A 21004-nucleotide genomic window follows, 5' to 3' on the forward strand; every position below is an offset into this window, starting at 1 on the left:
CCGGAGGGCCGGGCCGGACCGGCGCGTTCCCGGTGGTGGCGGCCCGGCCGTCGCTATACCGCAGGGGCGACACCGTCGAGCCGGGCCAGTTCGTCGTCGCTGAACTGGAGGGCGCCGGCGGCGATGTTCTCGTCCAGGTGCGCCGGGTCGCCGGTTCCCGGGATGGCCAGCACGTGCGGGCCGCGGTGCAGTGTCCAGGCCAGCCGGACCTGTGCTGGGGTGGCGCCGTGGGCCTCGGCGACGGCGGCGACCTCCGCTTGGCCCGCCTCTTCGGAGACGCCGTGCGCGGAGCCGCCCACGGCGAAGAACGGAACGAACGCGATGTCGTGCTCGCGGGTCAGGGTGACCAGGTCGTCGTCGGTGCGTTCGGTGAGGCCGTACTGGTTCTGCACGCACACCACCGGTGTGACCGCCATCGCCTCGGTGAGCTGATCGGCGGTGATGTTGGAGACGCCGATGTGGCGGATCAGGCCCGCCTCGCGCAGGTCGGCGAGGGCGCCGACGTGCTCGGCGAGGGACCCGGGCTCTTTGTCGAGACCGCTGCCCCAGCGCAGGTTCACGATGTCGAGGTGGTCGCGGCCGAGCTGGCGGATGTTCAACTCGACCTGTGCGCGCAGCTGGTCGGGGCGTGCGTAGGGCTCGACCTCACCCTCGCCGGAACGGTTCGGGCCGACCTTCGTGGTGATCACCAGGGCGTCGGGATAGGGCTGGAGCGCGGTACTGATCAGCTCGTTGGCCGAGCGGGTCGCCAGGAAGTAGAAGGCGGCCGTGTCGATGTGGTTGACGCCGAGTTCGACGGCGCGACGCAGGACGGCGATCGCGTCGGCCCGGTCCCTTGGCGCCGGGTCCCAGGGCATGCCGGTCAGGCGCATCGCGCCGAAACCGATCCGGTTGACGGTGCGGTCGCCGAGCTGCCACGTACCCGCGGCGTCCGCGCTCGGGGCGTCGGTCGTGGTGTTCGTCGTGGTTGTCATGCCACCAGCCTGGCGCGGCGAGGGGCAACACCGCCGCTTTTGGCAACTTGCTGCCAGTACTGGCCGGGTTCCGGCCCGTGCGGCACAGTGGTGCTATGCGGACCACAGATACTGTCCAAGTCGTGCGTGGTGAGGACGAGGTATTCATACGCACCGCGCACCTGTTCGCGACCGCTACCGACATCAGATGTGCTGCGAACAACTTCGCCACCTGGACGTGGGTGCGCGCGCAGGGCGGTCTCACCGCCAGCCAGGAGCCGCGGCGCGAAGGGCTGCGCGTCCGCAAGGTCTACCAGTCCGGCATGCTCCTGGACCCCACGTGGGCGCAGCGGATAGCCACGGCTCGCGACCGCCACGGCGCCCAGGTCCGCGTCACCACCGAGGAGATGAACGAGACGATCATCCTCGACGGGCGGGTGGCGATCCTCGCAGGGGACCAGCAGGCCGGTGAGCGCAGCTACAGCCTCATCAGCCAGCCCGAGACCGTGCAGGGCGTGAGCTCGCTGTTCGAGGTGGCGTGGCGGTCGGCCACGGAGTTGGACGTCTACGACGCGCAGGTCACCGAGATCCGGCAGATCGCGCCCCAGGTGCTGGACCTCCTCGGCCAGGGTGTCAAGGACGAGACGGCGGCCCGGGCACTGGGACTCGGCGTACGCACGTACCGCCGCCGGGTCGCCGAGCTGATGGACGCCCTTGGCACCGGGTCCCGGTTCCAGGCCGGCCTACGCGCCAGAGAGCTCGGGCTGGTTTAGCCCACATCCAGCACGCCCGCGGTCGCGACGACTGGCGCCAACCGGGCAACCGATACGGATCTGACCGCCGACTTCGAGGGCGGACAACCGACCGAGGAGAGCGCCGCCCAGCCTCATGCTCACTACGCTCCGGCCCGACGTGGAGCCGCGGAACCGAAAACCGGTTCCCCGACGAGCTGCCCTGCGCCCTGCGGCGGCTACATCTCCTCGTGGACGTCCGGGTCCCCGCCGAACAGGCGCCCGTCATCCCGGGCCAGCCCACTGATCGCCATGGCTTCGGCATCGGTGAGCTCGAAGCCGAAAAGGTCGAGATTCTCCCGCTGCCGCTGCGCGTCCGCCGACTTCGGAATGGGCAGCGCACCAAGCTGCAGCTGCCACCGCAGGACTACCTGCGCCGGGGTGACGCCGTGCGCGGCCGCGGCTTGGGACACCGGCCGCTCGGCAAATGGGGCGCTGCGTTTACCCAACGGGCTCCACGACTGCGTCTGGATGCCCAGCCCGGCGTTAACTTGGCGCATCGCTGCCTGCGGGAAGTACGGGTGCAGCTCGATCTGATTGACCGCGGGTGTGACGCCGCTGTCGTCAATAACGACGCGCAGGTGCTGCTCGGTGAAGTTACTGACGCCGATGGACCGCACCAGGCCCCGCTCACGCAGGTCGACCAGGGCGCGCCACGCTTCGACGTACCTGCCGACACTCGGATTGGGCCAGTGGATCAGGCACAGATCGAGGTAGTCGGAACCGATCCTGCGCAGGGACTCTTCGACCGATTCCACGGCCAGGTCGTACTCGTGGTGCCGACCCGGGATCTTCGTGGTGAGAAGCACGTCCTCCCGTGCCAGGCCGGAGGCGCGCACCGCCTGACCGACCTCCTCCTCGTTACCGTAGTTGACGGCACTGTCGAGCAGGCGGTAGCCCGACTCCAGGGCGGCGCGCATCACCGCCACCCCGTCTTCACCCCGCAGCGAAACCGTACCGAAACCCACCAAGGGCAGCGAGTTGCCGTCGTTCAGCTGGTAAGAACCGACCTCGATCATGCTCTCAGCCTAATATGCCCCGCCCCGACGCGACTGGGGCCGGATACGAGCAGCGGGCGGCGCCCCACACGGTCGGCGATCATGCCGGACACTGGGGCGCTGACGGCGATCATGAGCGAGTCCATCGTTGGAAGGCTGGGGGCGATGATCGCCGGAGCCATGATCGTCAGAGCCGCCGAGGCGAGAACCGTGCCGCGTGCGAGGGGGTTCGGCGCCTTGCGGTCGACTGCTGCCGTCATGCGGCAACGATCACGTGGGCGCGCCCGCATTCGTGTCGGCGACAATCGCCCACGTGCGCCGGTGCCATGCCCGCGACATCCGGGCCCGCCAGGGAGACGTCGGAGATGTCTGGGTCGGACATCGGTGACCGCCGCCGAAAGGACAGAGCAGTCGATCCCCACAGCACACCGCCCAGGAGCGGAACGAACGGGTTCACCCGCGGCCAGGTGTGGAGGTCGGGATGAGCACACGTCGGTTCGGGGGATGGTAGCGAGCTGTGAGCTACGACGGCGCAGCCATCCCGGCCGGCTGCGACCAGCGCCATCAGCTCCTGAAACGTCCCGGCTGCCGGGCCGCTGCCGATCGGCGCCGCAGTGCGGAGGTGGCGAAGTAGGACACGAAACGCGCGACCGCACGCATTCGGCGTGCGCGGGTGAACCCCATGCCGGTGAGCGAGGTTCCAAGCCCAACCAGGTCGGGGGCACCGATTGAGAGTACGAAACGCTTGCCCTCACCGGACGCGGCGTCGGAAGGGGAGATCTCGGTATGGAGATTGGTCAGTCCGGTCAGGAGCGCCACCGGAGTGCGGGAACGCACTGTCTTGACACCCGACAGCCGCCACGCCCGTCCGTCGTTAGCGTGGAATCGCAGCGTGTACGACATCGCCTCGTGCCTCCCCTCGGGGAACAACAAAAGCGTTCCCGTGATGTCCGCCTGCGAGGCAACGCCCTCGACATCGATCACGCCCCGTATCTGTACCGTGTGTGCCGCGTCGGCGAAGAACCGGTCCATGCTGGGGATCTCCGCCTTCAAGGACATGACCGCCCTCGGGCGCTCTCGGCGGCGCGTGGCCATTCGCTCTCGGAAGACGAGGCCGTCGCCCATGGTCGAGGCGTGGCGCTCGGACATAAACGCGAATGCGGCGTCCTCGGGAACGGCGGTGGGAGCCACAGAGCTCCACTCGGGGGCACACCACCCGTGATGCCCCGAGCGGCGGATCACCGTCTCGATCGACCGTTCCGCGGCGGCGGCGATCGTGGCTGAGGGGTTCACTCCGATCGCCGCGGGAAGCACCGAACCGTCCATGACGTATAGGCCCGGGTAACCGTGAACCTCTCCGGCCTCGTCGACGACACCGGTGGTGGTGTCGGGGCCGGGGCGTACCCCGCCCAGCGCGTGGACGGTGATGGTTCGGCGCAGAAGAGACCAGGTGAAAGGGTTGTAAAGGCGTGCGTCGAGGAACCGCGCGAGCAACGGACCCAAGCGGAGCTGGGACCGGTACAGGTGCCTCTGCCAACGGTTTCGCCAGGACAACGTGGCTCTTCCCGAGGCGTTCAGCCGTAGTGTCCCGTTACTGGAGTCTCTCCCCATCGCGAGCACAGCGAAGATCTGACGCGGGGTTGTACCTCTGACTTTCCGCCGCCACCATCCGCGCGCCCTCGGAGCGGGCAGGAGGGTGTCGAACAGGGTGTTCAGGGGCGGGGGGAAGGCGCCGTCCTGCACTTGGTACCACACCGGCCGTCGTCCTTCGGGCACGTCCAGCACGGTGGTGGTTGTGATGGTGGGTCCGGTCGTCATGTCGTCCTGTGTCCCGCGGAGCTCGGCCAGGGTGAGGAAGTCACCGTTGCCTGAGAACCCCCGGCCGAGCTGCTGTGACAGGTCGGGCAGGGTGTCGTGCACATCTCGGCACCGAAGCAGGAGTTCATTGGTGGCCACCGCCCCGGCGGCCACCACGACCCGGGGAGCGACCCACTCGCGCGGGGACGCGTCGGGTTCGGAGGGGGTCGAGGCGGTCACCGCGTAACCACCGCCCCGCGGCTCGATGCGGTGGACCTCCGCGTCGGTGACGGCACGTGCGCCGGAGCGCTCCGCCACGGCGAGATAGGTGTTGTCCAGCGTGTTCTTCGCTCCATGGTTGCAGCCGATGACGCATTCACCGACGAACGCGCATCCTCGGCGCGGTACGCCGTGCGCGTTCGGCCGCCAGGTGTCCGGGTCGCCGAACGTCACCGCCAGGTTGGGCCGCACGGTGGCGTCGGAGATGGTCATCTCCTGGGTGAGTCGTTCGATGAGCTTCGTGCGGGGCGAGGGCCGCCCGGTACGAGGGTCATCACCCGCCGGCGCGACACCCATCATGGTCGCCGCGAGGTCGTAGTACGGGTCCAGCTCTTCACGTCGCAGATGGGCGGGCCAGCGCTCGTCCAGCGCTCCCTCGTAGGGCCGGGCGAACACGTTCGCGTACGCGAGTGATCCACCGCCCCAGCCGGCCGCTTGGACACTGCCCATGCGGTCGAGCCAGCGGATGTCGTAGAGCCCTTGGTCGACCTCCCACAACCAGCCGTCGTCCAGACTGGGTCGACGGGGGAACTCGCCGGGCTCCCATCGCCGGCCGCGTTCGAGGACGATGACCGAGAATCCCGCCTGCGCGAGGCGGGCCGCGGCTACCGCACCGCCGAACCCGCTACCGATGACGATGGCATCGGCATCGAATCGGTCATTCACAGTCGATCCCTCCAAGTCGTGTTTCGCAGGGGTGCTGAGCGGATGCTGCCGTCGTGCGGCAACGATCGCGTGGACGCTTGCGCGTTCGCGTCGGTGACAATCGCCTACTTCAGCGGTGGCGCGCCCAATACTCCTCACGTGGGACGGCTGGGCTCCGCCTATGGCCTCGGCGGCGCGGCGGCCGCGCTCGCCGCGTTGATCGCGGCCGTACAGCTCCAGGTCCGCACGATCGAGGAGCCCTACCTGCTGCGCACCCACGGCCACGCGTACCGCACCTATGCCGTGCGCACCGGCCGGTTCCTGCCCGGACTCGGCCGCCTTTCCGATGAGGCGGCCGGTGCGGCAGGAGACCGGTGAGCAGCCGACCTCCCATCGCTCGACGCCGCAACCAGTAGGAGCACACACGGGGACCGGCGGCGTATGAGGCGTTCCCCGATCAGGCGCGACAGGATCGATGACGCCGCGAGCATCGTCAGCAGCGCGCCGACCAGCGGGGCCGCGATACCGGCGCTGCCCAGCCAGAGCGGCAGCGGGCCCGAGAGGCTGTCAGCGCGTCGTGAACCGTCGGCAGTCGTTCCGTTTGCGGAATGTGTGGCGCCCGCAGCGCTCGTATAGCTGTGTGGATCCGGAACGATGAGTTTCTGTTTTGCGGCCAGTCACCACTGTCGCGCCCGTCAGCCGATGTGGCTCGCCCAGGGCGCTCAGAGCACAACACCGTCGCCGACAAAAGGGAAGGCCAATGTCAAACCTGATAGTGGATTTCATCATTTCGCTCGATGGTTACGGGGCCGCGGAGGGCTGGCCCGGCTACTGGGGCATGGAGGGGCCTGAGTATCTCGCCTGGATCGAGAAATCCGCCGAACATGAGCACGTCGCCCTCATGGGTGCGACGACGTACCGGCTGATGTCCGGGTTCGCCTCTGAGATGCCCGATGATCCCGGCCTCGCCGCATTGACCGCGATCCCCAAGATGGTGTTCTCCTCGACCTTGGAGACACCATTGTCGTGGGGCAACACTGAGTTGGTCGCCGGGGACGCGGTCGGGGCTGTGCAGGAGATGAAACGGCGCGACTCGCGACCGCTGCGCACCATCGGCAGTCTCAGCCTGTGCCGCTCGCTACTCGAAGCCGGCGTGGTGGATCGCTTCCGCGTGGTTGTCTTCCCGGTAATCACCGGCGCCACCGGGAGGGACCGCGTCTTCGACGCGTATCCCGACATCACCCTCGACTTGGTCGACAGCCGCACATTCGACGGTCGGCTTCAGTTGCTTGAGTACGTGCCCACAGTGCTCGACGGACCGCCTGGCGTCGGCGACTGACTGTACTTGGCCAGGAGGTTGGTGACAGGCGGCTGATCGGTGGCTGGCCTCCGAGTGCGGTGTGGGCCCAGGTGGTGTTGTAGTGCTCCACTTTGCCGTTCTTCCAGGGGCAGTGGGGCTGGATGGGCTTCTTTCGGGCCCCAGGGTCTGCACGGCGGGGAACGCGGCCGCACAAAAGTACTGCGTTGTATAGCGTTGGAAAGTACTTCGCGGCAGGAAGGCTCCGATTCCGGAGTGGCCTCTCCCCAATCCGCTGCCTGTCCATCGCGACCTTCCGGACTCGACAATCCGACTGAAACCGGCGCCCCGTGTCGGTGACAATGGGTGGTGATGTCTCCCTCCAGCGAACGCGCCCCCTCCGTGGAGGCGTCCCCTCCGTCGGCACTGAAGGCGGAGGCTTCGTCGCACCATCAGCCGTTCGCCCACCTGAACGCGCCCAACGGGGAGCTGTACCGGGCGGTCATGGGTGTTTTCGTGCGTGCCAAGGAGCGCTTCACCGTCCACCTGCGGCCCGAGGATGTGTTCACCGCTCTTCCGGCCGAGCGGCGCCCCACCGACATCGACACCGTCGTCAAGGCGCTGGACGCGCTCGCCGCGTGGGGCAACCTGCGGCCCGACCCCGACACCACGCGGGTCACCGCCGTCGAGGACTTCTACCGGCGCCGGTTCATCTACCAGCTCACCCGCGCGGGGGAAGCCGCTGAGGAGGCGCTGGCCGCCTACGACGCCGCGCTGGGCCGCCAGGGCTCGCTCCAGGCCGTGGCGCTGGCCGACATCGCTGCCCGGCTGCGTGAGCTGCTGGCCCACGCCGGCAAGGCGGCACCCGACCCGGCGATGGCGCACCTGGCGCTGCGCGACCTGGTTGGCCGGTTCACCGACCTCGCCGACAACGCCCGCGCCTTCATGGGGTCGCTGCAACGCACCATCGACCTGCACGACGCCGACGTGGACGCGTTTCTCGCTTACAAGGATCGGCTGATCGACTACCTCGAACGCTTCATCGCCGACCTCATCACCACCGGCGCCGAGATCGCCCGCCTGCTCGCGGACCTGGAGCGGCCCGACCCCGCGGGCGAGCCCGCCGTGGAGCGCCTGCTCCGCCTCGCCGCCGAACGCGACGCCGCGGACGCCGCTCCCGGCGCCACCGAGGAACCCGACGGCGCGGCGCTCGCCACAGCTCTGGGGGGATGGCGGGACCGCTGGGCCGGGCTGCGCGGCTGGTTCCTCAGCTCCGCGGACCATCCGGCCCAGGCCAAGCTGCTGCGCTCGGCCGCGCGCAGCGCGATCCCGCAGCTCCTCACGGTTGTCTCGACGCTGAACGAGCGCCGCGCGGGCCGCTCCGACCGCTCGGCCGACTTCCGGGTGCTGGCCCGCTGGTTCGCCGAAGCGCCCGATGACGCCGCCCGGCACCGGCTGTGGCGTACCGCGTTCGGTCTCTACCCCGCCCGGCACCTCACCATGAACGCCGACACCCTCGACGCGCGCGAGCGCGACCCGGTGCCGGCCGACACTCCCTGGGCCGAAGCGGACCCCGTGCGGATCAGTCCGCAACTGCGCCGCACCGGCCACTACGAGCGGCGCGGCAAGCCGCGCCGCGTCGCCGACCGCAGCGAGGAGCGCCGCTACCTCGCCGAGGTCGCCCGCAAGCAGGCCGAGGAGATCGCGGCGGCCCGCGCCCGCCTGGACACCGGCGGGCCCGTGCGGCTCTCCGACCTCGGGGAGCTGGACCCCTCTGCGTTCGGCCTGTTCCTGCAGTTGCTCTCAGACGCGCTCGGGTCCTGGCGGCCCGGCGGCACCGAGATCGTCGCCACCGGAAACGACGGCGCCATGGAGATCCGGATGCGGGTGATCCCGGGCGGCGGCGCCGCCGAGATCCACACCCCCGACGGCGTGTTCCGCGGGCCCGACCACACCGTCGAAATCGTCGACCTGGCCGGGCGGGAGGCCACCGGATGACTCTGAGGGACCACACCCGTGAGCAACGCGACGCCGAGATCCGCCGGGCCGCGCGCGCCCTCCTGCGCGAGCCGCTGCTGCGCAATCAGGGTCGGACCGTCGACGACTTCCGACTGGTCCGGCAGCAGGCACCGGAGCTGCGTGAGTGGTTCGACCGCAACACCGGCTGGTCGCTGCACGTCGACGCCGAGACCGCGCGGCTGCGCAAGCTCCCCGGCGATTCGGCCGACCCCACCCACCCCGCCCGAGAGACGACCGGCGCCCGGCTGCCCTTCACCCGCCGCCGCTACGTGCTGTTCTGCCTGGCTCTGGCGGTGCTGGAGCGCTCCGACACCCAGATCGCGCTGGGCCGGCTCGCCGAGCAGGTGGTGCTGGAGGCCGCGGAGCCGCGGCTGGTCGCCACCGGGATCGCCTTCACCCTGGACAACCGCGAAGAGCGCAGCGACCTGGTCGCGGTGGTGCGGCTGCTGCTGGGGTACGGCGCCCTCACCCGGGTCGCCGGCGACGAGGACGCCTATCTCAAGTCCGCCGGAGACGTCCTCTACGACGTGGAGCGGCGGGTGCTCGCGGGCCTGCTCACCGGGCGGGTCGGCCCGTCGATGGTCGACGCGGCCCCTTTCGAGGAGCGCCTGGCCGCCCTGGCGGCCGACCCCGCGCTTGACGGCATGGACAGCGACGACCTGCGCAACCGCAAGCTGCGGCACGCCCTCACCCGCCGGCTGCTCGACGAGCCCGTGGTCTACCGCGACTCCCTCACCGAGGCCGAGACCGCCTATCTCAGCAGCCAGCGCGGCGCCATCACCCGCCGCATCACCGAACTGACCGGCCTGGTCGCGGAGGTACGCGCTGAGGGGATCGCGATGGTTGACCCCGACGACGACCTGACCGATGTGCGCATGCCCGAGCAGGGCACGCACGGCCACGTCACCCTGCTCCTCGCCGAGTACCTGGCCGGCACCGAGGGAGAAGTCCCTGTGGCGCGCCTGGAGGCGCACGTCCGCGAACTCACCGCGGAGCACGCGCGGCACTGGTCCAAGACCGCCCGCGAACCCGGCGCCGAGACCGACCTGGTCGCACGCGCCCTGGTCAAGTTGGAAGCGCTGTCCCTGGTACGGACCGGCGTGGACGCCGCGACGGGCGGTCGGACCGCGGAACGGCTCCCCGCGCTGGCCCGCTACGCCGTGGGTGAGGCGATCGTGCGCGAGCCCGGCGAACGGGCACCGAAAACAAGCAGGCGCACGCCCCGGAGGAAGGCGAGGACATGACCGAGCCGCGCACCGACACCACGGGAGCCTCACTGCCCGTTCCCGGTCAGGCCAGGTGGCAGCCGACACGCGTCGGCGTCATCGACATGTTCTACTACGACGTCGAGGAGTTCCACTTCCGCGACGGGCGGTTGCTGCTGCGCGGCAACAACGGCACCGGCAAGTCCAAGGTGCTCGCGCTCACGCTGCCGTTCCTGCTCGACGGCGACCTCTCGGCGCACCGGGTCGAGCCCGACGGCGACCCCAAGAAGCGCATGGAGTGGAACCTGCTGCTCGGCGACGAGCACCCGCACCCCGAGCGCCTCGGCTACACCTGGATGGAGTTCGGCCGGGCCGCCGAGGACGGTACGTCCGAGTTCCGCACACTCGGATGCGGGATGAAGGCGGTGCGCGGCCGCGGCATCGCCCGCCACTGGTTCTTCGTCACCGACCAGCGGGTCGGTCTCCCCGGCACGGACGGAGTACGCCTGCTCGACGCGACCGGCACCGCCCTGTCCCGGGACCGGTTGGAGGAGGCGCTTAGGGGACGCGGGATGGTCTACGACACGGCGCGCACCTACCGGCGGGCGGTCGACGAACATTTGTTCGGGCTCGGCGAGCAACGCTACTCGGCCCTGGTCGACCTGCTGATCCAGCTCCGCCAGCCGCAGCTGTCCAAGCGGCCCAACGAGTCCGCGCTGTCCCGCGCGCTCACCGAGGCACTGCCACCGATGGACCAGGCCGTCATCGCCGACGTCGCCGAGGCGTTCCGCAGCCTCGACGAGGACCGCGCACAGCTCGACTCCATGGTCGACGCGGAACGCGCCGCCTCGGCCTTCCTGGAGCACTACCGGCGCTACGCACAGGTCGCGGCGCGCCGCCGGGCCCGCCTGCCCCGCGAACGGAACCGCGAGTACGAGTCGCTTCGCAGTGCCCTAGGCGAGACCGAAGCGCGGCGGCACCAGGCCCAGGAGACGATCGAGACCGCCGAATCCGAACTGGCGCGCCAGGAGGAGCGCCACACCCGGCTCACCGCCGAGGAGCGGGCACTGCGCGCCGGACCGGAGATGCGCAACGCCCGTGAACTGGAGTTGGCCGCCGAGGAGGCGCGCCGCACCGCCCAGCAGGCCCGGTCGGCGACCGGGGACCGCGACCGCGCCGCCGGGGACCGCGACCGCGCCGAGCGCCGCCTGGCCGAGACCGAACAGCGGCTCACCGCCGCCTCCGACGCGCTGCGCACCGGCCTGGAGACCACGGCCGAGCGGGCGGAGACCGCCGGCATCGGCCGGGAACACGCGCGCGAGACGGCCGCGCTGGCGGCACTGGCCGGGATCGCGGGCGAGGAGGCAGGGCCGTCGAGGGGGCAGGCTGGTGGAGCGAGTGCCGGAACCGACGAGGACAGCGGGCAAAACGCCGAATCGGATGCCCTCCGGGCGGCCGTCGAGGCACTGGCCGCCCGCCGCGAGCGAGCCGTCGAGCACGTCGAGTCATTGGCGCGGGAGTCGGCCGACGCCGAGCAGAGCCGCGGGCGTGCGGAGGAGCGACTCGCCGACGCCGAGAGCGGGCTGACCGCCCGCGCCGAGCGCGCCGGCCAGGCCCAGGACGCTGTCGCCGACACGGCGCGGGCACACCTCGACGCGGTCCGCACCCACCTCGCGGGCTGCGCGGAGCTACGCCCGGCCGACCAGGAGGGCCTGCTCGACCGGCTCCAGGACTGGGCTACCCACCTGTCCGGCCCGAACCCGGCCCGCGCCGAGGCGGAGGCAGCGGCCCGCGCGTCCGCCGCCGCCTTCGCGGAGGAATCCGCAGCGCTGGGCGTGCGGCGCGAGGACCGCGCCCGCGCCGACGAGGAGCTTCGCGCCGAGCTGGAAGGTCTCCGCGCCGGCGGACAGCACGCCCCGCGCCAGCCCCACACCCGAAGCCCGGACGCCCGCACCGACCGTCCAGGCGCCCCGCTGTGGAAGCTGGTCGACTTCGCCGACGATGGGGCCGAGCGCTCCGGGTCCAACGCAGGGCTGGAGGCCGCATTGGAGGTGTCCGGGCTGCTCGACGCCTGGATCGCCCCGGACGGCACGGTGCTGGACGCCAGCACCCACGACGTACTGCTCACCGCCGGCGCCGCCGTGCCGGGCGCGACCCTCGCCAACGCGCTGCGCCCCGCCGTGGACGCGGGCGACCCGCGAGCGGCGGCCGTCGGCACCGACACAGTCGCCCGGGTGCTCGCCGCGATCGGCCTCGGCGCCGACCATCCCGCCACCACCTGGGTGTCCGCGGACGGCCGGTTCCGGGTCGGCGCGCTGACCGGCCGCTGGGCCAAGGAGCACGCCGAGTACGTCGGGGAGGGGGCGCGCGAGGCGGCCCGCCGGGCGCGGATCGCCGCGGTGGAGGCAGAGCGCGGCGACCTCGCTGCCGAGATCTCCGCTCTGGAGGAACGCGTCGCCGCCATCGAGGCACGCCGCACCGCCCTGGACTCCGAGCTGGCCGCCCTGCCCACCGACGAGGACCTGCGCGCCGCGCACGCCACACTGGTCGAGGCCAGCCGGCAGCTCACCGAGGCACGCGAGCACCACGAGGAGCTGGCACGCAAGGCCGGCGTCGCCGCCAACGCCGCCCGCCAGGCCGCCGACACCCTCCACCAGGCGGCGGAGGAGCTGCGCGTCCCCGCCGGCACCGAGGCGCTGCGCGGATTGCGCACCGCACTCACCGACTACCGGTTGGCCCTCGCCGACCTGTGGCCCGCCCTGCGCCAACTACACGACGCCGGGCAGGCGGCTCGCGCCGACCGCGACGACACGGCCCGGCTCCGCGCCCACCACGAGGAGCTGGCCGAACGCGCTGCCTACGAGGCGGCCACGGCCGCGACCGCGGAGCAGCGGCACTCCACCCTCCGGGAAACCGTCGGCGCCGCCGTGGCCGAGCTGGAGCGCCGCCTCGCCGAGAACCAGCGCGCACGGGAGGACTGCGAGGAGCGGCAGCGGCAAGCGCGCCGCGACCAGGAGGGCGCGGTCGAGCAGCGAGGCCACGCCGACGGACGTATCGAGCAGTTGCGTACCGACATCGACGCCGCGGCCGCGAGCCGCGCCGAGGCGATCGCCGCGCTGCGGCGGTTCACCGGCACGGGGCTGCTGGCGGTGGCGCTCCCCGACCTGGTTACCCCGCCCGTCGACCGGGAGTGGGCGGCCCGCCCCGCGGTCGAGGTAGCCCGTGCCGTCGAGGCCGGGCTCACCGAGGCCGACGACTCCGACCGCGCCTGGGACAGGGTGCAGAAACGGTTGTCCGAGGAGCTGAACACGCTGCGCGACGTACTGTCCCAGCACGGGCACTCCGCGTCGGCGCAGTCCCTGGAGGAGGGCGTCGTCGTGCGGGTCGTGTTCCAGGGTCGGGAACGCGGCGTGCCCGAGCTCGCCGCGGCACTGGCCGAGGAGATCGCCGAGCGTCGGCGGATCCTGTCCGCGCGGGAGCGGGAGATCCTGGAGAACCACCTCATAACCGAGGTCGCGGGCACCCTCCAGGAGCTGGTCGGCAGCGCCGAACGGCAGGTGGCTCAGCTGAACGCGGAGCTCGATGACCGCCCCACCAGCACCGGGATGCGGCTCCGGCTGGTGTGGCGTCCCTCCCGCAAAGACGCCCCGACCGGGCTGGAGGCCGCCCGGGAGCGGCTGCTACGTCAGCACAGCGACGCGTGGTCACCACAGGATCGCGAGGCCATCGGCGAGTTCCTGCAGGCGCACATCGACCGGGTGCGAGCACGTGACCAGCGCGGCGGGACATGGCTGGAGCATCTCACCGAGGCGCTGGACTACCGGTCGTGGCACGAGTTCGCGGTGGAGCGCCACCAGAACGGGAAGTGGAACAGCGCCACCGGTCCCGCGTCCGGCGGCGAACGGGTGCTGTCAGTGTCCGTCCCATTGTTCGCGGCCGCGTCCTCGCACTACGCGAGCGCGGGCAACCCGCACGCGCCGCGGCTGATCACCCTCGACGAGGCGTTCGCGGGAGTGGACGACGACTCCCGCGCGAAATGCCTGGGCTTGCTGCGTTCGTTCGACCTGGACGTGGTCATGACCAGCGAGCGGGAGTGGGGCTGCTACCCGGAGGTCCCCGGCCTGGCGATCGCCCATCTCTCCCGTGTCGACGGTGTCCCGGCGGTGCTGGTGACCCGCTGGGAGTGGGACGGCAGCCGGCGGACCCGCGTCGCCGACCCGCCCTCGTTCGCGGCCAGCGGCGCGGATGGGGTGGTCGTTGACCACGCGGATGCGGACACCGAGCAGGAGCCGCTGTGGTCGTGACGCTCCGGCCCCGCGCAGCCGGCGGGAAGAGTGGGGAGAACGATGTCGGCCAGCCGCGACGCTGACCCCAACGGGGACACGGGAAAGGGTGCGGACCGGCCGCGGCTGGAGCGGCTGCTCGGCACCGAGGACATCCGGTGGCTTGTGGACCGCGCCCGGTCCCGCATAGAGCGCGGCCAGGAGCTGACCGGCGTGGTCACCCTCTCCTCGGCCACCCCCGAGCAGCGGGACGCCATTCAGCGGCTGCTCGGGCGGCGGCCGCGTCCCGGAAGCTCCCTCACTGTGTCGCTGGACGCGGTCGACGCGGTGCTGCGACGTTCGGGAGCGAGTCCGGACGGCCTTGCGGCGGCGGTCGAGGAGCTGACCGGTGGACCCGTACGGCCGCGGGCGGAGGTCGAGGCGGACCTGACCCGCGCGTGGGACGAGGCCTACGAGCCGTTGTCCACAGCCTGTGCGCGGCGCCCGGAGCTGGCGGAATGGTGCGCCCGGTTACGTGCCTCAGGGCTGGTCCCCCGCCTCCTCGGCACGCCCGCGGAGGCCGCCCCCACCCTGCGGACCCTGGCCACCGTTGTCTCTGCGCTGCCGGCAGACGGAGTCGGGCTGGCCACCTTCGCCGCGCGGGTCTGCGGCGACGCCCACGGACTGGACGACGGCCGCCCGCTGGGCACCCTCGCTCTCGGCGCGGCTCGCGCCCTGACCGGCGTCCCGGCCGGCAGCGGAGCGGAGTGGCGCCGCGAGGCGTGGACGGCGGCCGGGCTGCTCACCGACGACCTGTCGAGCACCGCTCTGGCCTTCGGGCTGCCGGGGGACACCGCCACACCGACCGGACGGGCGCTGGCCGCGCTCCGGGAGGCCGGGCAGCCCGCCGTCCTGACGCTGCGTCAGTTGGTCCAGACCCCCGCACGTCCACTGCCGAACGGAACCGTGGTCCGCGTGTGTGAGAACCCCGCCGTCGTGTCCGCCGCGGCCGACTACCTCGGCGCGGGCTGTCTCCCGCTGGTGTGCACCCAGGGCCAGCCGGGGACGGCGGTCCTCACCCTGCTCCGCCAGCTTGGCGCGGCCGGTGCCGAGCTGCGTTACCACGGCGACTTCGACTGGGGCGGCGTCCGCATCGCCAACACGTTGCTACGCCGGGTGCCATGGCGTCCGTGGCGCTATTCGGCCGCCGACTACCGTGCCGCGGTGCGGGCCGCGCCCGGCACGCCGCTGATGGGAACGCCATTGACCGCGGCGTGGGACGCCACCTTGACCGAGGCTATGAACGAGGTGGGGACGCGCGTCGAGGAGGAGGCGGTCCTCAACGATCTCCTCGGTGACCTGAGCACGCCCTGACCCGCTCGCGCCGTGCAGGAGGGGGATACCGCGCGGGGTGCCCCTCAGGCGGTGCGACGATGCCGCGCGGCCTAGATGAGTAACTCTAGGGGGTGCCGGGCCTGAACATGAGACGAGGGAGTTCAAGCCGAAGCGTGACACAAGACCTGAACGCCCTCGCCCGATCACTCTACGACACCATCCGCCGGAAGGAAGGCCATCCCCGCGTGCGCGGGGAGGCACGTGGGCCTGGATGAGCTGGGTGAGTGGTCCTCGGGACCATCCCCGCGTGTGAGGGGACAGGGTTCGGGGCGTCACCTGAAGTGGGTGGCGCCCCTTTCGCATGTCAGGGCGGGTACCGGTGACCTGGGATGATTCCGAATTCCGGTGTTGTGGGGCGGTGGTGGTGTCGCACGCGTGGGCACGCGTGGGCGGGGTTGCTCATCCTTCGCGGGCCCTGTGCGGGCCAGTCTGCGGGGCCTGGATGGGGCTCTGGATGCCCTGGCGTGTGGGCGGTTTGGGGGTCTGGGTTGGGTGTGGCCCGTGCTCACGGGCCAACGTCGGGGGTGTGGTGTCCGGTGAGTGGGCCCAGACGTGCGAACGCCTGATCCATCGTCCGGGTTGCGCGGCGTTCGTCCAAGCGGGCTTGGAGGGGGTTGTCTTGGCGCTCCGCGTCCCAGATACCGACGCTCTGATCAGGCAGGATCTTTGTGCGCACTGAGCGTCCGATGATGTCGCCTGCTCGGCGTCCGGCGTGGCGGGCCTGGTCGCGCTCGGCGTCGTCGGCGCAGGCAAGCACAACCGCGCCGGTGCGGCGTAGTTCGGTGGCGATGCGCTGGGCGTGGTCTTCGGCGTCGCGCGCGTGGGCCTGGGCGCGTGCTTGGGCGCTGGGCGCGGTGGCGATGTCGCGAACGGGGTCGTCGTCGGCCATACCGGGGAGCCTACCGGGGCGGCGGTGCGCCTGTCCGGTGGACGCGGGTGCGGGGCACGCGCCAGCGGTGGCCGGTTCGTGCGGCGCTGGCCACGATGCGGTGAGGATGGGTGTGTGCCTCGGGTGCGGCGTATGGCCGTGGGGTGGAGGCGTGCGTCTCGGCGTGGCTCGATGCCTCGTCGTGACGCGCCCGCATTCTGACCTCGTGCCGCTGTGGTGGGGGTCTGCGGTGCGCGGTGGTGAGGGTGGACGGGTCCGGGCGCGCAGAGCGGCTCGTGGCGGGCGGATCGGGGCCGCAAGCTTGTGCGAGGTCGGGGCCCCTGGCTCCACCGCGTAGTTCCCGACTGGCCCCGATCCTTCGGGTCCCGCCGCGAGGTGCGAACGCGTACGGACCCGGCCGCCCGACTTGGCCAGCGGAGCTGCTTGTGGCGACTGCGACGGTGCGGACTCCGGTACGGCTCGTGCTCGGCCTGGTCGCTGCAAAGCGGGGCGTGCTGGGTGGGAACTTCCTGCGCGGGCGGGCCTGCCTACCGTGCCGGAAGCGGCGGTAGAGCGCGTGGCGGACGGTGAGGCCGGGGAGGGCGCGGACCGGGCCGCGTGCGAGCACCCGACGAAGTCGGGCGCGCAGCGTGCGTGTCCGGGCAAGCGTCCCGACCTACGGCCGTCCCTGTATGCACGTAGCGATGGCCGCCCGCGCGGAGCGCGGGCGGGCAGCCTTGACCCTGTAGGGGAAATCTGAACCGCGCTACGAACCGCTCTTCTCGTCTTCGTCGGGGGTGGCGGTGGTCAGGATGCGGTCCAGTAGGTGGATGGTGTCGGTTCGGATGGTTCTTCCGTGGCTAAAGCGAGGGTGGGCAGTGTAAAGGGCTGTGCGACATAGTGGGTCGTAGCTGATGTGCCACCAGTGGCGGAACTCTTCCTGCAGCGGAATCAGCTCGTCCGGTAGTTCCGGGACGGGTAGGGTTTCGGTGCTCTTGTTCACCGGCCCTCTTTTCTTCGGCTAGGTCCAGCAAGATGCAATGACTTCCGGGGGTGGCCCACGGCGACCACGGTTGGAGTAAGGGGCGTGGCCGCCGTGGGGGTCTTGTGCTCGGTGACGTTGTCCCTGGTGGGCTGTCTTCCGCTTGGTTGTGGTCAGCTCAGCGCAGGGGGCACGGGTGGGACATCGGGGTGATCGACGCGAACTGGCAGTCCTTGACGGGGCACTTCCAGTTGGCGGTGACCCGTTCCACCGTTAGGGATTCTGAATCGTGGCTGGTGAGTAGTTCACGCAGTTCAAGGGAGGTATCGCGTACCGGGCCGAGACAGTAGGTGTGGTCCTCGGTGGCCGCGATCAGCTCGTCGATGAGGTCCCTGAGGGTATGGAGTTCCCTATGGGTGAGGCTCACTGGTTCCCCTCCCTCCTGGCATCGCGCAGGGCGTAGACACTGCCCATACCGAACAGGAACCACCCGTTGGGGTCGGTGACGTAGGCGATGCGTCCCGCGTAGGCCCACCGACGCATCGTGGACGGGTCGATGCCCAGTTCCCGTGCTGCCTCCCCGGTGGACAGCACGTAGAAGTTCAAGTGTGCGTAGGAGGTGTTCACCTCGGGGGCGCTCACCGGCTAACCCCCAGACTGATCAAGACCGCCAAGCCCGCGAGCTGGCCGAACGCGTGGGCCTGTGCGGCATGCAGGCGTTCCACCACGAGCAAGTAGGGGCGGACTCGTGCGCTCCGGCGCGGTGGCAGACTGGTCAACGTCATCAGCTCCTCGGGCTGGTGGCCATGCCCCCGGAGTGTTTGCCGCACTCGCGGGGGTCCCGTGTCTCACCACTGTTCACTGCGGGAGCAGATGTGTGGTGGGCCTGTCTGTAGGCCAATCTGTAGGCCAAAATGGCCTCATGACACCCGAGACGTTCCCTCAGATGCTGAAGGGGCGTCGCAACGACCGAGGTTGGTCGCAACAGCGATTGGCCGACGCGTTGTGCCAGGACTCGGGTCGTGCCACGGTGACGCGACAGGAGGTGTACCGGTGGGAAGCCGGACGCCGCGTCCCGAAGTTCTGGCTTCCTCATATCGCGAACGTGCTCGGCGTGACCAGAGAAGCGCTTGAACGCGCCATAACGGAATCCTGTGTGCCGCAGCCTCCCACGCTCGCCGAACTCTTGCCTGGGGAACGTCCGGTGGCGGAGCTGTCAGCGACACATAGGCGCCGTGTCGGGCAATCGACAGCAGAACGGCTTAGCGCGCGTGTCCATGCGCTCAGGCTCGCGGACGACGTCCTAGCCGGACACGACCTTGTTGGTCCTGCGTTTCGCGAGCTGGACTCTGCCGTCACCCTGTTGCGGGAGAGCACGCAAACGGAAGAGGTCGGCACGGCCCTACGCGTGGCCGTTGGGGAACTGGCCCAGATCGCCGGATGGATCGCGTCTGACGCTGGCCGGCACGACCAAGCGGAGCGCACATACCGCCTCGGCCTATCAGCGGCGCGGGAGGCGGGAGACGCTACTCTTGCGGGACAACTCGCGGGATCCCTGGCCTACCAATGGTCGAACACCCATCGCGAGTCTGACGGTGTGGAACTCGCGGAGGCAGCACTCACCGAAGCGGGCGACGAAGCGCCACCGCGCGCCCGTGCCCTGTTCTGGGACCGGGTGGCGTGGGCGCACACAAAGACTGGTAACGCGCGCTCCGCCATGCGAGCGCTGGGGGAAGCGGCGGAAGCCCTGTCCCGCCACGGTGGAGAAGACGAACCTACCTGGCTCTACTGGGTCGACGCCGGAGAACTCCAAGTGATGGAAGCCCGCTCCTTCACCGAACTCCGGCGCCCGCTCCGCGCGGTTCCCCTGCTCAACGATGTGCTTTCCCGCTACGACGCCACACACGCACGTGAGATGGCGCTCTACCTTTCGTGGCTGGCCGTCGCCTACGCGGATGCGAACGAACCAGAACAAGCGGCGAACGTGGCTCGGCGAATGCTGGACATGTCGACGGACCTGGGAAGTGACCGCACAGCCGAACGCGCGCAGGTCGTACGGATGTCTTTAGAACCGTTCCGAGACGTGCCCGAAGTTCGGGAGATTCTAAGCGCTGCCTAGCGGCTCTCGGCTCGACCACATCGCGAAGCGCTCACCACACAGCGTCCGGACCCATCGAGTGTGGTCGGTGTTCCCCATGGGATACGGTGCGGCTGGTCACGTCTGGGGCGTTCAGTCACCTCCGGCGCCCCTGGTCACCGCTCTAGACCTTGCCGCTTCCGTGGCAGATCTTGCAGGTTACCCAGACGATCTTGCCGTCTTGAGATTCCTCGACCTGGCCAGACCCGTGACAGTTCCTGCATTCGACTTCCTTGCCGTGCTTCCCCATCAGCGCTGTACCTCCGCTATGCGGTTCGTCGGACTGTCGAGCCAGACATGCTGGCCATCGGCGTCGACCGTTACGCCAAACCGGTCCCACTGGGGCTCGCCCCAGCTGACCCATGCCAGGTAGGCAAGCTCCAGTTCGTCCCACAGGGAGCGCGGGCCGTACTGCTTCACCTCGGCGGGTTCACCGGGTGTTGCTCGGCACACCGCATCGGACCCGGACCCGCCATGCCGCACTGCCACCTGGTGAAGACCGTCCGGGCGGTCAAGTCCGCTGAAGCTGACTCCCGGAATCAGCCCAGCCAACGCCACACGTAGCCCGGATCCGGCGTAGCTGACACGGCGTGGATCGACGCGAGACTCCGATATCCGCGCATCAGGTGCGGCGTCTGGTGGTCGAAACCGTTGCTCGCGCAGCATCATGAACGAGGCTTCCCCGCAGATGCGGCCGACTCCTACGTCGCCGGTAACAACGATCCGGAGCTGGTGTCCCGCCATATTGGCGGGCATCCACGGGGTGACGATGACCCCTCCTGGGCGGGTCTGCTCGACCCAGGCATACGGAATCTCGCGCACACCGCACGTCACATGTACCCGGTCATAAGGCGCGCCGCGGGCATGGCCTTGGGCGCCGTCAGTCACCACCACATGCGGGGCGTATCCGGCGCGCTTGAGGTTGGCCTGTGCCTGTTCGGCGACGGCTGGGTCAACCTCGACCGTCGTCACGTTCTCGGCGCCGACCCGTACGGAGAGAAGTGCGGCAGTCCATCCGGTACCGGTGCCGACTTCCAACACCCGATCGCCCAAGTAGGGGTCCAGTAGTTCAAGGAACTCCGCGACGAGACTCGGAGCGGTGTTGGAACTCGACGGGGTTCCCCTCTGGGCGGTCTCGGCGGTGAGGTCGGTGTCACCGTCGTCGATCTGGGTGAGGATCGTGGTGTCGCTATAGACCGCCTCGCGCCATGCCGCGGGATCAGTCGCGCGGTCGATCCAATTCCCTGGCGTGTCCCCCATCGGGGTGGCACGTGCGGCGTCGGGAATGAAGTGCTCCCGGGGTGCTGCCCGCATCGCGGTGGCCCATTCAGGGCTGAACAGGTGGGCGAGGTCGTCAGGACCGGGCGTTGCCATGG

Annotated in this window: 18 protein-coding genes and 1 pseudogene; 8 read left to right on the forward strand and 11 right to left on the reverse strand. The window is 70.5% G+C overall.

Annotated elements, in window-relative coordinates; genetic code table 11:
* Positions 1 to 53: 53 nt before the first annotated feature.
* On the reverse strand, positions 54 to 974 hold the full coding sequence (locus F4561_RS27210; protein WP_184584335.1) for an oxidoreductase: 921 nt from the start codon (positions 972 to 974) through the stop codon (positions 54 to 56).
* A 95-nt stretch (positions 975 to 1069) separates the two neighbouring features.
* On the opposite strand from F4561_RS27210, the gene F4561_RS27215 reads away from it, so the two are divergent.
* Positions 1070 to 1726, forward strand: coding sequence for a response regulator transcription factor (locus tag F4561_RS27215; protein WP_184584337.1), 657 nt, complete (start codon positions 1070 to 1072; stop codon positions 1724 to 1726).
* Between the two features lie 197 nt (positions 1727 to 1923).
* On the opposite strand, the gene F4561_RS27220 is transcribed toward F4561_RS27215, so the two are convergent.
* The 3 genes from F4561_RS27220 to F4561_RS27230 form a co-directional block, all read right to left on the reverse strand.
* Complete coding sequence (locus F4561_RS27220) at positions 1924 to 2763, reverse strand: aldo/keto reductase (protein ID WP_184584339.1); 840 nt, start codon at positions 2761 to 2763, stop codon at positions 1924 to 1926.
* Positions 2760 to 3002 carry a hypothetical protein gene (locus F4561_RS27225; RefSeq protein WP_221446345.1) on the reverse strand — a complete coding sequence of 81 codons (243 nt, stop codon included), beginning with the start codon at positions 3000 to 3002 and terminating at the stop codon, positions 2760 to 2762. Before F4561_RS27225 ends, F4561_RS27220 begins: the two co-directional genes overlap by 4 nt.
* A gap of 304 nt (positions 3003 to 3306) precedes the next feature.
* A complete protein-coding gene (locus F4561_RS27230) occupies positions 3307 to 5484 on the reverse strand; it encodes a GMC oxidoreductase (RefSeq protein WP_184584341.1) in 2178 nt (725 codons plus the stop codon).
* A gap of 138 nt (positions 5485 to 5622) precedes the next feature.
* On the opposite strand from F4561_RS27230, the gene F4561_RS27235 reads away from it, so the two are divergent.
* Together F4561_RS27235 and F4561_RS27240 are read left to right on the forward strand one after the other, a co-directional pair.
* A complete protein-coding gene (locus F4561_RS27235; RefSeq protein WP_312885660.1) occupies positions 5623 to 5841 on the forward strand; it encodes a hypothetical protein in 219 nt (72 codons plus the stop codon).
* Between the two features lie 382 nt (positions 5842 to 6223).
* The gene (locus F4561_RS27240) at positions 6224 to 6802 is read left to right on the forward strand and encodes a dihydrofolate reductase family protein (protein ID WP_184584343.1); all 579 of its coding nucleotides are present in this window, start codon (positions 6224 to 6226) and stop codon (positions 6800 to 6802) included.
* Positions 6803 to 6815: 13 nt separating this feature from the next.
* On the opposite strand, the pseudogene F4561_RS27245 reads toward F4561_RS27240, so the two are convergent.
* Positions 6816 to 6944 (reverse strand): annotated as a pseudogene (locus F4561_RS27245) (IS481 family transposase); the annotation flags it as partial.
* Positions 6945 to 7132: 188 nt separating this feature from the next.
* Here F4561_RS27245 and F4561_RS27250 point away from each other — a divergent pair.
* The 4 genes from F4561_RS27250 to F4561_RS27265 are packed head-to-tail and all read left to right on the forward strand — an operon-like array spanning position 7133 to position 15620.
* A complete protein-coding gene (locus F4561_RS27250; protein ID WP_184584345.1) occupies positions 7133 to 8758 on the forward strand; it encodes a TIGR02677 family protein in 1626 nt (541 codons plus the stop codon).
* Entirely contained in the window at positions 8755 to 10023 is a 1269-nt protein-coding gene (locus F4561_RS27255; protein ID WP_184584347.1) for a TIGR02678 family protein, read from the forward strand. Before F4561_RS27250 ends, F4561_RS27255 begins: the two co-directional genes overlap by 4 nt.
* Positions 10020 to 14288, forward strand: a complete 4269-nt coding sequence (locus F4561_RS27260) for a TIGR02680 family protein (RefSeq protein WP_184584349.1) — start codon at positions 10020 to 10022, stop codon at positions 14286 to 14288. The genes F4561_RS27255 and F4561_RS27260 overlap by 4 nt, the downstream gene beginning before the upstream one ends.
* A 42-nt stretch (positions 14289 to 14330) precedes the next feature.
* Positions 14331 to 15620: a TIGR02679 family protein gene (locus tag F4561_RS27265; protein ID WP_184584351.1), complete on the forward strand. Its 1290-nt coding sequence runs from the start codon at positions 14331 to 14333 to the stop codon at positions 15618 to 15620.
* Between the two features lie 526 nt (positions 15621 to 16146).
* On the opposite strand, the gene F4561_RS27270 is transcribed toward F4561_RS27265, so the two are convergent.
* The 5 genes from F4561_RS27270 to F4561_RS27290 all read right to left on the reverse strand — a co-directional run bounded on the left by F4561_RS27270 (position 16147) and on the right by F4561_RS27290 (position 18276).
* Positions 16147 to 16530 carry a hypothetical protein gene (locus F4561_RS27270; protein WP_184584353.1) on the reverse strand — a complete coding sequence of 128 codons (384 nt, stop codon included), beginning with the start codon at positions 16528 to 16530 and terminating at the stop codon, positions 16147 to 16149.
* Positions 16531 to 17275: 745 nt separating this feature from the next.
* On the reverse strand, positions 17276 to 17512 hold the full coding sequence (locus tag F4561_RS27275; protein WP_184584355.1) for a hypothetical protein: 237 nt from the start codon (positions 17510 to 17512) through the stop codon (positions 17276 to 17278).
* 157 nt (positions 17513 to 17669) lie between these two features.
* Positions 17670 to 17918: a hypothetical protein gene (locus F4561_RS27280; RefSeq protein ID WP_184584357.1), complete on the reverse strand. Its 249-nt coding sequence runs from the start codon at positions 17916 to 17918 to the stop codon at positions 17670 to 17672.
* Positions 17915 to 18133 carry a helix-turn-helix domain-containing protein gene (locus F4561_RS27285; RefSeq protein WP_184584359.1) on the reverse strand — a complete coding sequence of 73 codons (219 nt, stop codon included), beginning with the start codon at positions 18131 to 18133 and terminating at the stop codon, positions 17915 to 17917. Before F4561_RS27285 ends, F4561_RS27280 begins: the two co-directional genes overlap by 4 nt.
* A complete protein-coding gene (locus tag F4561_RS27290) occupies positions 18130 to 18276 on the reverse strand; it encodes a hypothetical protein (RefSeq protein ID WP_184585400.1) in 147 nt (48 codons plus the stop codon). The genes F4561_RS27285 and F4561_RS27290 overlap by 4 nt, the downstream gene beginning before the upstream one ends.
* Positions 18277 to 18413: 137 nt before the next feature.
* On the opposite strand from F4561_RS27290, the gene F4561_RS27295 reads away from it, so the two are divergent.
* The gene (locus F4561_RS27295) at positions 18414 to 19610 is read left to right on the forward strand and encodes a helix-turn-helix transcriptional regulator (protein WP_184584361.1); all 1197 of its coding nucleotides are present in this window, start codon (positions 18414 to 18416) and stop codon (positions 19608 to 19610) included.
* A gap of 267 nt (positions 19611 to 19877) precedes the next feature.
* Here the strand turns inward: F4561_RS27295 and F4561_RS27300 are convergent, their stop codons facing one another.
* On the reverse strand, positions 19878 to 21002 hold the full coding sequence (locus F4561_RS27300) for a methyltransferase domain-containing protein (protein ID WP_184584363.1): 1125 nt from the start codon (positions 21000 to 21002) through the stop codon (positions 19878 to 19880).
* Between the last annotated feature and the right edge of the window lie 2 nt (positions 21003 to 21004).

The sequence above is a fragment of the Lipingzhangella halophila genome, from assembly GCF_014203805.1.
GTDB lineage: Bacteria > Actinomycetota > Actinomycetes > Streptosporangiales > Streptosporangiaceae > Lipingzhangella > Lipingzhangella halophila.